This is a genomic window from Mesorhizobium sp. M0029, assembly GCF_040323735.1.
Classification (GTDB): Bacteria; Pseudomonadota; Alphaproteobacteria; order Rhizobiales; family Rhizobiaceae; genus Mesorhizobium.
Genome location: NZ_JAMYVF010000024.1, coordinates 45,779 through 59,424 on the forward strand (window position 1 = coordinate 45,779; position 13,646 = coordinate 59,424).

A 13,646-nucleotide genomic window follows, 5' to 3' on the forward strand; every position below is an offset into this window, starting at 1 on the left:
TGGAGGGTGTTATGGCGATGCGCGCGGCGGCTCGTGGTCTGTCGATCTTGATTCTTCTCATTTTCGCCTGGGGGTCTGTAGCGCAAGCGGCCGAAGCCCGCCGGGTGGTGACCTCAAATAATTCCGACTATTTCGGCTTCGATCTCAGATCGGACCAGAATGTCAGCCTCGATCAGTGCAAGACGACATGCCTCGGCGACCCCGCCTGCCGCGCCTTTACTTACAACAACAAGGCCAAATGGTGCTTCCTAAAATCCGACTATAACCAGTTGAAACCCTTCAGCGGCGCGGTCGCGGGCAAGGTCGTCAATGTCGATGGCGACCCCGATATCGGCGCCCCGCCGGAACTCGCCTTCTTCCCCAACTGGATGGCCGACCAGGCCCAGCAATACCGCAACAAGCTGACCGATCCGGCCTATGACAAGCCGACCGACGGGCTGGAATCACTCCGCGCCGCCGCCGAACAGGCTGCACTGACCGGCGACCATGGCCAGGCCATGAACAAATACGAGGCCGCGGTCTCGGTCCTGCCTGACGACGGCCAGCTTTGGCTCGGTCTGGCGCGTGAAACGCTTGCCATACAGCCGGCCAACGGCACCTCCGAATCCTACAATCTGCCGGTCAAAGGCACCTCCGCCGCCATCAACGCCTACAAATTGCTGCGCACCACCAAGACCCGCGCCGAAGTGCTGGCGCTGCTCGGCAACGGCCTCGACCGCCGCGATCTCTACCGTCCAGCCCTGCAGGCTTATGAAGCCAGCCTCGCGCTGGTCAGTTCGCCGGCGGTCAAGGCCGAATATGAGGATCTCAAGGCCCGCAAGGGCTTCCGCGTCATCGATCACTCGATCGACGCCGACACCAGCGCGCCGCGCATTTGCGCGCAGTTTTCCGAGGAGCTGGTCAAGACCGGCGTCGACTACGCCCAGTTCGTCACCGTCGACAACCAGCCGCCCAAGGGCGTCGAGGCCAAGGACAAGCAGATCTGCGTCGAAGGCCTGGAGCACGGCCAACATTACGAAGTGACCTTCCGCGCCGGCCTGCCGGCCGCCATTGGCGAGGTCACCGCCGCTCCGGTCGTGCTGTCGATCTATGTGCAGGACCGCGCGCCGTCCGCCCGCTTCACCGGCGACAGCTTCGTGCTGCCCGCCGGCGCCCGCCGCGGCATCCCGGTCGTCACCGTCAACATGAATGCCGCGCAGATGAAGCTCTACCGCATCGGCGATCGTTCGCTGGCGCAGCTTCTGTCCGGCTATCAGTTCCTGAAGCAGCTCGACGGCTATGATATCTCCAGCATTTCCGACCAGATGGGTGAGCCGGTCTGGCAGGGGCAGCTCGATATCGCCAACGACCTCAACAAGGACGTCACGACTTCGTTCCCGGTCGACGAAGCCTTGCCGCAGCGCAAGCCCGGCGTCTACGTGCTGACCGCGCAAGCGGTAAATGAAAATGACGAGGACAATTACAATTCGCTTGCCACGCAGTGGTTCGTCGTCTCGGACATCGGCCTGTCGACCTATACCGGCCAGGATGGCCTCAATGTCTTTGCCCGCTCGCTCGGAACCGCCAAGCCGATCGCCGGCGCCGAACTGACGCTGCTGGCCAGGAACAATGAACTCCTCGGCACAGCCACGTCGGACGCCGAAGGCCATGCTGTCTTCAACCCCGGCCTGACGCGCGGCGACGGCGGCATGGTGCCGGCCGTTCTGATGGCCAAGCAGGGCGACAACGATTTCGTCTTCCTCGACATGGGCCGCGCCGGCTTCGATCTGTCCGATCGCGGCGTCGCCGGACGCGCCGCACCGGGCGCGCTCGATGTCTATGCCTGGACCGAACGCGGCATCTACCGCGCCGGCGAGGATGTGCATGTCGCAGCCCTTGCCCGCGACGGCGCCTCCAAAGCGGTGGAAAACCTGCCGCTGACCTTCATCTTCACCCGTCCCGACGGCGTCGAGAACCGCCGCATCGTTGCCGATGGCGTCTCGGCCGGCGGCTATGCCGTCGACCTGCCGCTGGAAGCCAACGCCATGCGCGGCACCTGGACGGTGTCGATCTATACCGATCCCAAGCAGGCGGCCGTTTCCAGCCAGATGTTCCTGGTCGAAGACTTCGTGCCGGATCGCATCGAGTTCGACATGAAGTCCGACAAGCAGGAGATCGCACAGGGCGAAACCGCCAACATCGACATTGACGGCCGCTTCCTCTATGGCGCGCCGGCCGCCGGCCTCGCGCTCGAAGGCGAGCTGACGTTGTCGACAGCGCGCGAATGGGACCGTTTCGCCGGCTATTCGTTCGGCCTTGCCGACGAGCAGTCGGCCGAGCCTTCGGTGACCCCGTTCACCGGTCTGCCGGTGGTCGGCGACGACGGCAAGGCGACCTTCCCGGTCACGGTCGACCAATTGCCCGCGACCACCAAGCTGGTCGACGCCAAGGTCACGGTTCGCATGCGCGAAACCGGCGGCCGCGCCATCGAGCGCTCGCTCAACATCGGCATCCGCCCGCAAGGTCACATGATCGGCATTCGTCCGGATTTCGCCGACAATGAGGTGCCGCAGGGCGGCACCGCCAAATTCAGCCTTATCGCGGTCGATCCCGACGGCAAGCGCGAGACGCTGAAGGGCGCGCAGTGGTCGCTGGTCAAGGTCGAACGCAATTACCAGTGGTATCGCAACAACAACTCGTGGAACTACGAACCGGTCACCTTCACCAAGTCGATCGCCAACGGTCAGGTCGATCTCAGCGCCCATGCCGAGGCGACCGTGACGATGCCGGTCGACTGGGGCCAGTACCGGCTCGAGATCGAGACTACCGACCCCGAAGGCCCGGCGACCAGCTATGAGTTCGACGCCGGCTGGTATGTCTCCTCGACCTCCACCGAAACGCCTGACGGGCTCGAGATCGCTCTCGACAAGGACAGCTATGCCGTCGGCGACGTGGCCAAGCTGAAAGTGTCGCCGCATTTTGCCGGCGAACTGCTGGTCACCATCGGCGCCGACAAGCTGCTCAAGACCGTCACGGCAACCATGCCGGCCGGCGGCAGCACGGTCGACATCCCGGTCGGTGACGACTGGGGCGCCGGCGCCTACATCACCGCAACCCTGCTCCGGCCCGGCGATGCGCAGGAAACCCGCATGCCGGCGCGCGCCATCGGCGTAAAATGGCTGACGGTCGACCCGGGCTCGAAAAAGCTCGCGGTTACCCTGACGCCGCCGGACAAGACGATGCCGCGCCAGCAGCTGTCGATCCCGGTTTCGGTCGCCGGCGTAGCACCGGGCAGCAATGCCTATGTCACGGTCGCTGCCGTCGATGTCGGCATTTTGAACCTCACCAACTACAAGGCGCCGGATCCGGAGGGCTGGTATTTCGGCCAGCGCATGCTCGGGCTTGAAGTCCGCGACATCTATGGCCGTCTCATCGACGGCTCGCTCGGCACCACCGGCAAGCTCAGGACCGGGGGCGACGGCGCCTCGATGCAGCCGCAAGGCAGTCCGCCGACCGAAAAGCTGGTCGCCTTCTTCTCCGGCCCGGTCCAGCTCGACGCCGACGGCAAGGCAAGGATCGACTTCGACATCCCGCAGTTCAACGGCACCGTGCGCGTCATGGCCGTCGCCTGGACCAAGGAGGCCGTCGGCCATGCCACGACCGATGTCATCGTGCGCGATCCGGTGGTGATCACCGCCGGCCTGCCCCGCTTCCTGGCGCCTGGAGATGCAGCTATCATGCGGCTCGACGTCGCCGACACCGACGGTCCGGAGGGCGACTATGCCCTGTCGATCGCCACGACCGGCGACCTCTCGACCGGCGACAAGCCCTTGCCCGAAAAGCTGACGCTGGCCAAGGGCAAGCGCCAGACGCTGACCGTGCCGCTGATTGCACAGACGGCGGGCAATGCCTCGATCACCATCAAGCTCGCCCATGGCGACGGCACCGCCGTCGAGCAGACGCTGTATGTTCCGGTGCGTCCGGCGCAATTGCCGGTCACCACCCGTCTGGTCGTCGACCTCAAGGGCAATGGCGGCTCGCTGCGCGTCGACAAGGAGCTGCTCGCGGCAAGCCTGCTCGACGGCGCCTCGATCAGCGTCGGCGTTTCGCAGGCTGCCGCCTTCGACGTGCCGTCGCTGCTGATGACGCTCGACCGCTACCCCTATGGTTGCGCCGAGCAGACCACCAGCCGCGCCATGCCGCTTCTCTACGTCAACGATCTGGCGTCCGGCGTCGGCATGCAAAGCGATCCCGAACTGCACGACCGCGTCCAGGCGGCCATCTACAAGGTGCTGAGCTACCAGGCTTCGGCCGGCAGCTTCGGCCTGTGGGGTCCGGGCTCCGGCGATCTGTGGCTTGACTCTTACGTCACCGACTTCCTGACCCGGGCGCGCGAGCAGAACTACGACGTGCCGGCCCTGGCGATGAGCCAGGCGCTGAGCAATCTGCAAAACTCGGTCGGTTACGACCAGGACGTCCAGGATCGCGGCAGCGAAATCGCCTACGGGCTCTATGTTCTGGCCCGCAACAAGAAGGCCTCGGTCGGCGATCTGCGCTACTACGCCGACACCAAGCTCGAAGCCTTCTCGAGCCCGATGGCCGTCGCCCAGTTGGCGGCGAGCCTGGCGCTCTACGGCGACGCGCAACGTTCGGAAGCAACCTTCCAGACGGCGCTGCAGCTGGCCAGGTCGACCACCGAGTACGACTACTACCGGTCCGACTATGGCTCGCGGCTGCGTGATGGCGCCGCGATCCTGGCGCTCGCCGCCGAATCGAAGCCGGTGCCGACCATCGTGCCGGAGCTGATCCGGCTGGTGGCAAGGGAACGCGCCGATGCCCGCTGGACCAGCACGCAGGACGAATCCTGGATGCTTCTGGCGGCCCGCGCGCTGAAGTCGGGCAACGACTCGATCACCCTGTCGATCAACGGCGCGCCGCATGCCGGTGGGTATTCCAACCAGCTCAGCGGCCCGGACATTGCCGACAGCCCGCTGACCATCGCCAACACCGGCGCCACGCCGCTGCAGGCGGTCGTCACCACGGTCGCCTCGCCGGTAGAGCCCTTGCCGGCCGGCGGCAACGGCTTCACCATCGACCGCACCTACTATAAGCTCGATGGCACCGAAGCCAACGTCACCGAGGCGACGCAGAACGAACGCTACGTGGTCGTGCTCAAGGTTTACGAGCAGAACCGCTGGCCTTCGCGCCTGCTGATCACCGACCTGTTGCCGGCCGGCTTCGAGATCGACAATCCGGGCCTTGTTTCCAGCGCCCAGCTGTCGAACTTCACCTGGCTGGCGCAAACCGACGCCGCCCATCTCGAATTCCGCGACGACCGTTTCGTCGCGGCATTCAATCCCAATGACGGCGATGGCGACCGCAACATCATGCTGGCCTATGTCGTGCGTGCGGTGACGCCGGGCACCTACGCCCATCCGGCGGCCACGGTGGAGGACATGTACCGGCCGCAATATTCGGCCCGCACCGCCACCGGCATGATGGAGATCAAGGCGCCGTAAGGCGCCTTGACGAAGATGAACACGCCGATGTCCGCGACCATCTCCTTCTCCCGCTAAGCGGAGAGAAGGAGCCGGCAGGCGGATGAAGGACACCACCATGCTCTCCAGAAAATTTCTCCGTCGAACAGGCATCGCCGCCGCCTCCCTCGTCGGCTTTGCGGCGATCGCTGCCGCTTCTCTCTGGGAACTCGACCGCGCTTTTCCGCCGCCGCTGCCCGGAAGGCTCACCGTCTCCACCGAGGTCCAGGACCGCGACGGCCAGCTGTTGCGCGCCTTCGCCACGCCGGACGGTTACTGGCGGCTCGACACTCATCTCGACCAGGTCGACAAGCAGTTCGTCAACATGCTGGTCACCTATGAAGACAAGCGCTTCTGGGACCATGATGGCGTCGATATGCTGGCGCTGGCGCGCGCCGCCGGCCAGTTCGCCACCAGCGGCCATATCGTCTCCGGCGGCTCGACTTTGTCGATGCAGCTTGCCCGGCTGATCGAGCCACGCGAAAACCGCAGCCTCGGCTCGAAAATCAAGCAGATGCTGCGTGCCATCCAGATCGAGCGGCGGCTGTCCAAGCAGGAGATCCTCGAACGCTACCTGACCTTGGCGCCCTATGGCGGCAATCTCGAAGGTGTGCGCGCCGCCTCGCTCGCCTATTTCGGCAAAGAGCCGAAGCGGCTGACGGTCTCGGAAGCAGCACTGCTCGTCGCCTTGCCGCAATTGCCGGAAAAGCGCCGGCCCGACCGCAATCTCACCATCGCTCATGCCGCCCGCGACCGCGTGCTGACCCGCATGGTTTCGGCAGGCCTGCTTGGCGAGCGCGAGGCCGCGCGCGCCGCCCTCGACGATGTCTCGGGCCTGCGCCGCAAATTGCCGGCGCTGGCGCCGCACGCCGCCTACGCCATGCTGCCCAAGGCCGTGCCCGGCAAGCCACTGCAGCTTACGATCCGCAAAAGCGTCCAGCAAGGGCTGGAACAGGTGGCGCGCAATGCCGCGATCAAGCTTGGCCCGCGCCTGTCGGTCGCCATGGTGATGGCGGACGCACGCACCGGCGACATTCTTGGCGAAGTCGGCTCGGCCGATTTCTTCGATGCCAGCCGCTCCGGCTGGATCGACATGACCAGGATCGTGCGTTCGCCCGGTTCGACGCTGAAGCCGTTCATCTATGGCCTCGCCTTCGAGCAAGGGCTGGTGGCGCAGGAAATGCTGATCGAGGACAGTCCGGTTGATTTCGGCGGCTACCGGCCAAAGAATTTCGACATGGGCTATCAGGGGGATGTCTCGATCCGCCAGGCGCTGCAGCTGTCGCTCAACGTTCCGGCGATCCGCGTGCTCGACTCGGTCGGCCCGGCACGGCTGATGGCGCGCTTCCGCCAGGCCGGCGTCAGCCCGGTGCTACCGGTCAACGAGGCGCCGGGCCTCGCCATCGGCCTCGGAGGCGTCGGCGTAACGCTGCGCGATCTCGTCCAGCTCTATACCGGCCTGGCCAATGGCGGCAAGGCAAACACGCTGCATGACGGCACCGAGCCGGCCAACGACGAGCGCGCCACCGCCACCATCCTCGACGCCCAGGCGAACTGGCAGATCACCGACATATTGTCGGGCGTAAAGCCGCCTGAGGGCGCCTTGCAGCGCGGCATCGCCTACAAGACCGGCACGTCCTACGGCTATCGCGATGCCTGGTCGGTCGGCTTCGACGGCCGCTACGTGCTGGGTGTGTGGGTCGGCCGCGCCGATGCCGGTGCGGTGCCGGGCCTGTCCGGCTATGTCTCGGCCGCCCCCATCCTGTTCGAGGGCTTCGTCCGTTCAGGCCTGACCGCCGTCCCGTTGCCCAGCCAGCCGGCCGGCGTCGTCAAGGCCAGGCGCGAAGACCTGCCGGTGACATTGGCGCGCTTCGGCGCCGGCGCCGACGGACTGGTGCAGGCAGGCCCGACGGAACCGGCGCCAACGATCATTTTCCCGCCCAACGGCGCCCGCGTCGATCTCGCCACCAATTCCGCCGAGGCCTCGCCGCTGGTGCTGAAACTGCAAGGCGGCCGCGCGCCGTTCCGCTGGCTGGCCAATGGCAAGCCGCTCGTCGGCATCGACCGCCGCCGCACTGCGACCTGGCTGCCCGACGGCGCCGGCTATTCGACGCTCACCGTCATCGACGCCGTGGGACGCGCGGCAAGCGTGAAGGTGTTCGTTGAATAGATGGCGCCAAGCGATTCAGGGGATTGGGCTTCTTCGCCCGAGACCCGGCGCGAGGCACCCCCCTCTGGCCTGCCGGCCATCTCCCCCGCAAGGAGGGAGATTATTCGCCTCGCTGCCTTCGCCAATCTCCAACGGTCGAGTAGTAAGCGCGAGGTCCAAACCGCCAATCTCCCCCCTTGAGGGGGAGATGCCCGGCAGGGCAGAGGGGGGTGCCTCGCGCTGTCCTTCGTTGGCAAGCTTCATGGCGGCAACGCTGATGATCCTCGTTGCACCCCCCGTCCACGCCGATCCCCTGCCCGCCGGCTTCGTCCGCCTGGCCGATGTCGATCCCTCGATCCGCCAGGACATCCGCTATGCCGGCCTGGAAAATTTCCTGCATCGCAAGGCCGATGGCTACGACGCCCCAGTCTGCATCCTCACGAAGCAAGCTGCGCAAGCGCTGTCCGGCGTGCAGAAAGCGCTCGCCGCCGACGGCCTGACGCTGGTCGTCTTCGACTGCTACCGCCCGGCCCGCGCCGTTGCCGACATGGGCAAATGGACCAGAGAGGGCGGCCCGCCCGATCCGCAATGGTACCCTCTGGTGCCGCGCGGCGACCTCATCGCCAAGGGCTATATCGGCGAATTGTCCACCCATTCGCGCGGCTCGACCGTCGATGTCGCCATCGCCCGCAGCGACGGCAAGAACAAGTCATCCGCCGCTTGCGGCGCGGCCGGCGCCGGCACGCTCGATTTCGGCACCAGCTTCGACTGTTTCGACCCGGCGAGCGAAACCGCCCATCGCCCATTGGCGGCAGAAGCAGCGGCAAACCGCAAAAAGCTGCTCGACGCCATGCGCGCCGGCGGCTTCAAGAATTATGCGCGCGAGTGGTGGCACTACACGCTTCGGGATGAGCCGTTTCCAAAACTGCGCTTCGATTTTCCCATCACTGCGGGCTGAAGTGCCCGGTGCTACACCGAGCCTTCCCTCGCTCGGCCTTGCTTCTGCGCTGTCAGCTCCTAGATAGCGTCAAACCGGCCGGATTCGGGTTAGACCAATATGAGGAAAATATTTCCTTCCGAAGCCCAATATCGGCGAAAATTTCCTTCGGGGGGGGGCAAAAAATGCAACGTTGAATGCATCTAATTTCTATCAATTCGATAGAGTTCAGCCGTCATCAACGGAGGCGGAAATGACCAAACCTCATTTCAAGAAACTGCTCGGCGCACTGGTCGCCACATCGATCCAGTTCGGCACGCTCGGTTTCGCGTTTGCCGATACGACCATTCTGAACGTGTCCTACGACCCGACACGCGAACTCTACAAGGCCTATGACGAAGCCTTCGTCGCACACTGGAAGGCCGAGACCGGCGAGACGGTTACCATCCAGCAATCGCATGGCGGATCGGGCGCCCAGGCCCGCGCCGTGATCGACGGCCTCGATGCCGATGTGGTCACGCTGGCGCTGGAGGGCGACATCAACGCCATCGTCACCAAGTCGAAGAAGATCAACCCGGACTGGCGCAAGAAATTCGAGAACAATTCGGCGCCGTACACCTCGACCATCATCTTCCTGGTCCGCAAAGGCAACCCGAAGGGCATCCACGACTGGAGCGATCTGGTCAAGGACGGCGTCCAGGTGATCACGCCGAACCCCAAGACCTCCGGCGGTGCGCGCTGGAACTACCTTGCCGCCTGGGCCTATGCCAACGCCAATGATGGCGGCGACGAAGCCAAGAACAAGGAATTCGTCGGCAAGCTCTACGCCAATGCTCCGGTGCTCGACACCGGTGCCCGCGGCTCGACGGTCACCTTCGCGCAAAAGGGCATCGGCGACGTGCTGATCGGCTGGGAAAACGACGCCTATCTGGCGCTCAATGAATTCGGAGCCGACAATTTCGAGATCGTCTATCCCCCGACCTCGATCCTGGCCGAGCCGCCGGTGGCGATCGTCGACGCCAATGTCGATGCCAAGGGCACCCGCAAGGTCGCCGAAGACTATCTCGGCTGGCTCTATTCCAAGGAAGCCCAGACGATCATCGCCAAGAACCACTATCGTCCGGCCAAGCCCGAGTTGGTGGATGCGGCTGACATTCCGAAGACGCCCGAAATCAAGCTGATCTCCATCGACGATCCGCTTTTTGGCGGCTGGAAGAAGGCACAGCCTTATCATTTCGGCGACGGTGGTATATTCGACCAGATCTACAAGCCGGCCCAGTAGGATTTAGATCAGGACGACATGACCATAGCACCCGCCAAGGCGGGGTGGCGATTCAGACAGCCGAGTGTCATTCCGGGTTTCGGATTGACGCTCGGCTTCTCGCTTGCCTACCTCACGCTCATCATCCTCATTCCCCTGTCGGGCCTGATCTGGCGCTCGGCAGCCCTCGGCTGGACCGATTTCTGGGCGATCGTCACTGACCGCCGGACCATCAACGCACTCGAAATCAGCTTCGGCACAGCCTTCATGGCAGCCGCCGTCAACGTCGTCTTCGGCACGCTCGTCGCCTGGGTGTTGGTGCGCTACCGTTTCCCCGGCCGCCGCGTCGTCGACGCCATGGTCGACCTGCCCTTCGCGCTGCCGACGGCAGTAGCCGGCATTGCGCTGACCACGCTCTATGCGCCCAATGGCTGGATCGGCCATCTCCTGGCGCCGCTCGGCATCAAGGTCGCCTACACGCCGCTCGGCATCGTCGTGGCGCTCGTCTTCATCGGCCTGCCCTTTGTCGTGCGCACGGTGCAGCCGATCATGGAGGAGATCGACAAGGAAGTGGAGGAGGCTGCCGCGACGCTCGGCGCCAACCGCTTCCAGATCATCACCCGCATCCTGTTTCCGGGCTTGGCGCCGGCCATCATCACCGGCTTTTCGCTCGCCTTCGCGCGCGGGGTCGGCGAATACGGCTCGGTCATCTTCATCGCCGGCAACCTTCCCTACAAGTCGGAGATCGCACCGCTTCTGATCGTCATCCGGCTCGAGGAGTACAATTATCCGGCGGCCACCGCGATCGCGGCAATCATGCTTTTGCTGTCGTTCGTGATGCTGCTGGTCATCAACCTGGCGCAGTCATGGAGTCGCAAGCGCTATGGCTGACCCCGAGATCAAATCCTACGAACCGCATCACGAGAGCCGGTCGGCGGCGGTGACCGAAAGCCGGCCGGTGCGGCTGCTGCTGATGGCGGTGGCCTTCGCCTTCCTCGCCATCTTCCTGCTGCTGCCGCTGATCATCGTCTTCCACGAGGCGCTGGCGAAAGGCATTGGCGCCTACACGGAATCGCTCTCCAATCCCGATACGCGCTCGGCGATCCGGCTGACGCTGCTGGTGGCGGTGATCGCCGTTCCGCTCAACGTCGTCTTCGGCATTTCGGCTGCCTGGGCGATCGCCAAGTTCGAGTTCAAGGGCAAGGCTTTTCTAACCACGCTGATCGACCTGCCCTTCTCGGTCTCGCCGGTCATTTCCGGCCTGGTCTATGTGCTTTTGTTTGGCGCTCAGGGACTGTTCGGTGAATGGCTGAAGGCGCACGGCATCCAGATCTTGTTCGCCGTGCCCGGCATCGTGCTCGCGACCATCTTCGTCACCTTCCCCTTCGTTGCCCGCGAACTGATCCCGCTGATGCAGGAACAGGGCAACGGCGACGAGGAAGCCGCGCTCTCTCTGGGCGCCAACGGCTGGCAGACCTTCTGGTACGTGACGCTGCCCAACGTCAAATGGGGATTGCTCTACGGCGTGCTTCTGTGCAACGCCCGCTCGATGGGCGAATTCGGCGCGGTCTCGGTCGTGTCGGGCCACATACGCGGGCTGACCAACACCATGCCGTTGCATGTCGAAATCCTCTACAACGAGTACAACGCCGTCGGCGCTTTTGCCGTCGCTTCGCTGCTTGCCGGCCTGGCGCTGGTCACGCTCGTCTTGAAAACACTTCTCGAGATGCGCTACGGCGCCGAGATCGCCGCGACGCGCGGGCACTGACTAAATGCATGTCGCCCAAGACTGGGAACCGGTTTTGGGACAACGACATGCACCAAATTACTGAGGGATCTACATGGAAGTTCGCGTTGCCAACGTACGCAAGGAGTTTGACCGGTTTCCGGCCCTCCATGACGTATCGCTTGACATCAAGTCGGGTGAGCTGATCGCGCTGCTTGGGCCATCCGGCTCCGGCAAGACGACGCTGCTCCGGCTTATCGCCGGCCTGGAGCGGCCGACGCGCGGAAAGATCTTCTTCGGCGACGAGGACGCCTCGCACCGCTCGATCCAGGAGCGCAATGTCGGCTTCGTCTTCCAGCACTATGCGCTCTTCCGGCACATGACGGTCGCCGACAATATCGGCTTCGGCCTCAAGGTCCGGCATGGACCGTCGCGACCACCGGCGGCCGAAATCCGCCGACGCGCCTCCGAACTGCTCGATCTCGTTCAGCTTTCCGGCCTGGAAAAGCGCTATCCGGCGCAACTTTCCGGTGGCCAGCGCCAGCGCGTGGCGCTCGCCCGGGCCATGGCCATCGAGCCCAAGGTGCTGTTGCTCGACGAGCCGTTCGGCGCGCTCGATGCGCAGGTGCGCCGGGAACTCCGCCGCTGGCTGCGCGAGATCCATGACCGTACCGGCCACACCACCGTCTTCGTCACCCACGACCAGGAAGAGGCGCTCGAGCTTGCCGACCGCGTCGTGGTGATGAGCCAGGGCCGCATCGAGCAGGTCGGCTCCGCCGACGAGATCTACGACACGCCGAACTCGCCCTTCGTCTACTCCTTCATCGGCGAATCGAGCATGCTGCCGGTCAAGGTTGAGAATGGCGAGATCTGGCTCGCCGACCGTCCGATCGGCGTGTCGGCGCCGCACGCACCCGAGGGCGATGCGACGCTGTACTTCCGCCCGCACGATATCGAACTGCTCGACGGCTGCAGCGGCTGCATCGCCGGCACGGTCGCCGCCAGCCGCCGCGTCGCCGGCACAAGACGCGTCGAACTGGAAATCGGCGGCGAGCGCCAGCGCGTCGAGATCGAACTGCCTGTGGACCATCCTGCGGCGCAGAAGAGCCGGGTGGCGTTCAGGCCGAGGCGCTGGAAGCTTTTCCCGGCGGCATAGACATCGATCCGGCGCTACTCCAGCCAGTTCTCGACCGTCAGGCCCTTGATCCGACGGAACTCAGCGGTGTTGGCCGTCACCAGTGTCGTCCCCAACACACAGGCATGGGCAGCAATGAAAAGATCATTGTGGCCTATTGGCTGGCCTCTGGCCTCCAGCTCGGCACGAAGTGCTCCGTATTCGTTATCCATCGGCACATCGAGCGGCAACACAGGAACCTCGGCGAGCAATTCCTCCACCTTGGCGAGCAGCTTGGCCGATCTCTTGCGGGCGCAGCCATAACGCAGCTCCGAGGCGACAACGATGCTGGTGCACAGGGCACCGTCTCCCGCGCGAACCGCCGTACTGGCAGCCTTGCCGGCAGGGTTTCGGATCATGTCGCTGAGAATGTTGGTGTCCAGCATGAACCGCATCAAAAGATATCCTCGGGCCCGACGGGCGCATCACGGATATCCGGAAAATCGTCTTCAGGGCCAAGCGGCGGCTCTTTCGCCCATTGGGCAAGGAGCGCGACGAGGCCGGGTTTGCGGACCGGCTCGATGATCAGCCGGTCGCCATCGCGGCTGATCAGGACCTTCTCGCCAGGCAGCTCGAATTCGACAGGAATGCGAACCGCCTGACTGCGGTTGTTGCGAAACAACTTCGCCTCCCTGGGCGGTGGTATTGAGTGACGGTGCTGCGGCATGGCAGCCTCCCCTATTTGTTCCACTTGTATATGCCATTTGTATATGCCACTCGGCTTCGAATTGCAAACCACAGAAAACCCCAACGCATCGGCATTTCGGCTGGAATGAAATTTCGCGGATAACCTGCTTCAGCGATTTCTTTTTCGCTGCAATGCCATACGTCTGCCCCGTGTGCCTCGCAGTACACCCTCCGGCCCGGCTATGTTCTGGCAACG

General features: G+C 64.4%; 9 protein-coding genes. 7 read left to right on the top strand and 2 right to left on the bottom strand.

Annotated features, from left to right (window positions below; genetic code table 11):
* Nucleotides 1-11 precede the first annotated feature (11 nt).
* From NKJ76_RS28325 to NKJ76_RS28355, 7 genes are all read left to right on the top strand, one after another.
* Nucleotides 12-5,498, top strand: coding sequence for an alpha-2-macroglobulin family protein (locus NKJ76_RS28325; RefSeq protein ID WP_352538900.1), 5,487 nt, complete (start codon nucleotides 12-14; stop codon nucleotides 5,496-5,498).
* An 82-nt stretch (nucleotides 5,499-5,580) separates the two neighbouring features.
* Entirely contained in the window at nucleotides 5,581-7,686 is a 2,106-nt protein-coding gene (gene pbpC, locus NKJ76_RS28330; RefSeq protein ID WP_502902359.1) for a penicillin-binding protein 1C, read from the top strand.
* Nucleotides 7,687-7,927: 241 nt separating this feature from the next.
* Complete coding sequence (locus NKJ76_RS28335; RefSeq protein WP_352538901.1) at nucleotides 7,928-8,623, top strand: M15 family metallopeptidase; 696 nt, start codon at nucleotides 7,928-7,930, stop codon at nucleotides 8,621-8,623.
* A gap of 232 nt (nucleotides 8,624-8,855) precedes the next feature.
* The gene (locus NKJ76_RS28340) at nucleotides 8,856-9,884 is read left to right on the top strand and encodes a sulfate ABC transporter substrate-binding protein (RefSeq protein WP_352538902.1); all 1,029 of its coding nucleotides are present in this window, start codon (nucleotides 8,856-8,858) and stop codon (nucleotides 9,882-9,884) included.
* Nucleotides 9,885-9,902: 18 nt separating this feature from the next.
* Nucleotides 9,903-10,754 carry a sulfate ABC transporter permease subunit CysT gene (cysT, locus tag NKJ76_RS28345; protein ID WP_023815605.1) on the top strand — a complete coding sequence of 284 codons (852 nt, stop codon included), beginning with the start codon at nucleotides 9,903-9,905 and terminating at the stop codon, nucleotides 10,752-10,754.
* Nucleotides 10,747-11,631: a sulfate ABC transporter permease subunit CysW gene (gene cysW / locus NKJ76_RS28350; protein ID WP_023690809.1), complete on the top strand. Its 885-nt coding sequence runs from the start codon at nucleotides 10,747-10,749 to the stop codon at nucleotides 11,629-11,631. Before cysT ends, cysW begins: the two co-directional genes overlap by 8 nt.
* A 73-nt stretch (nucleotides 11,632-11,704) precedes the next feature.
* The gene (locus NKJ76_RS28355) at nucleotides 11,705-12,745 is read left to right on the top strand and encodes a sulfate/molybdate ABC transporter ATP-binding protein (RefSeq protein WP_023673079.1); all 1,041 of its coding nucleotides are present in this window, start codon (nucleotides 11,705-11,707) and stop codon (nucleotides 12,743-12,745) included.
* A 14-nt stretch (nucleotides 12,746-12,759) separates the two neighbouring features.
* Here the strand turns inward: NKJ76_RS28355 and NKJ76_RS28360 are convergent, their stop codons facing one another.
* Nucleotides 12,760-13,158: a type II toxin-antitoxin system VapC family toxin gene (locus tag NKJ76_RS28360; protein ID WP_023687971.1), complete on the bottom strand. Its 399-nt coding sequence runs from the start codon at nucleotides 13,156-13,158 to the stop codon at nucleotides 12,760-12,762.
* The gene (locus tag NKJ76_RS28365; RefSeq protein ID WP_352538903.1) at nucleotides 13,158-13,430 is read right to left on the bottom strand and encodes an antitoxin; all 273 of its coding nucleotides are present in this window, start codon (nucleotides 13,428-13,430) and stop codon (nucleotides 13,158-13,160) included. Before NKJ76_RS28365 ends, NKJ76_RS28360 begins: the two co-directional genes overlap by 1 nt.
* Nucleotides 13,431-13,646 lie beyond the last annotated feature (216 nt).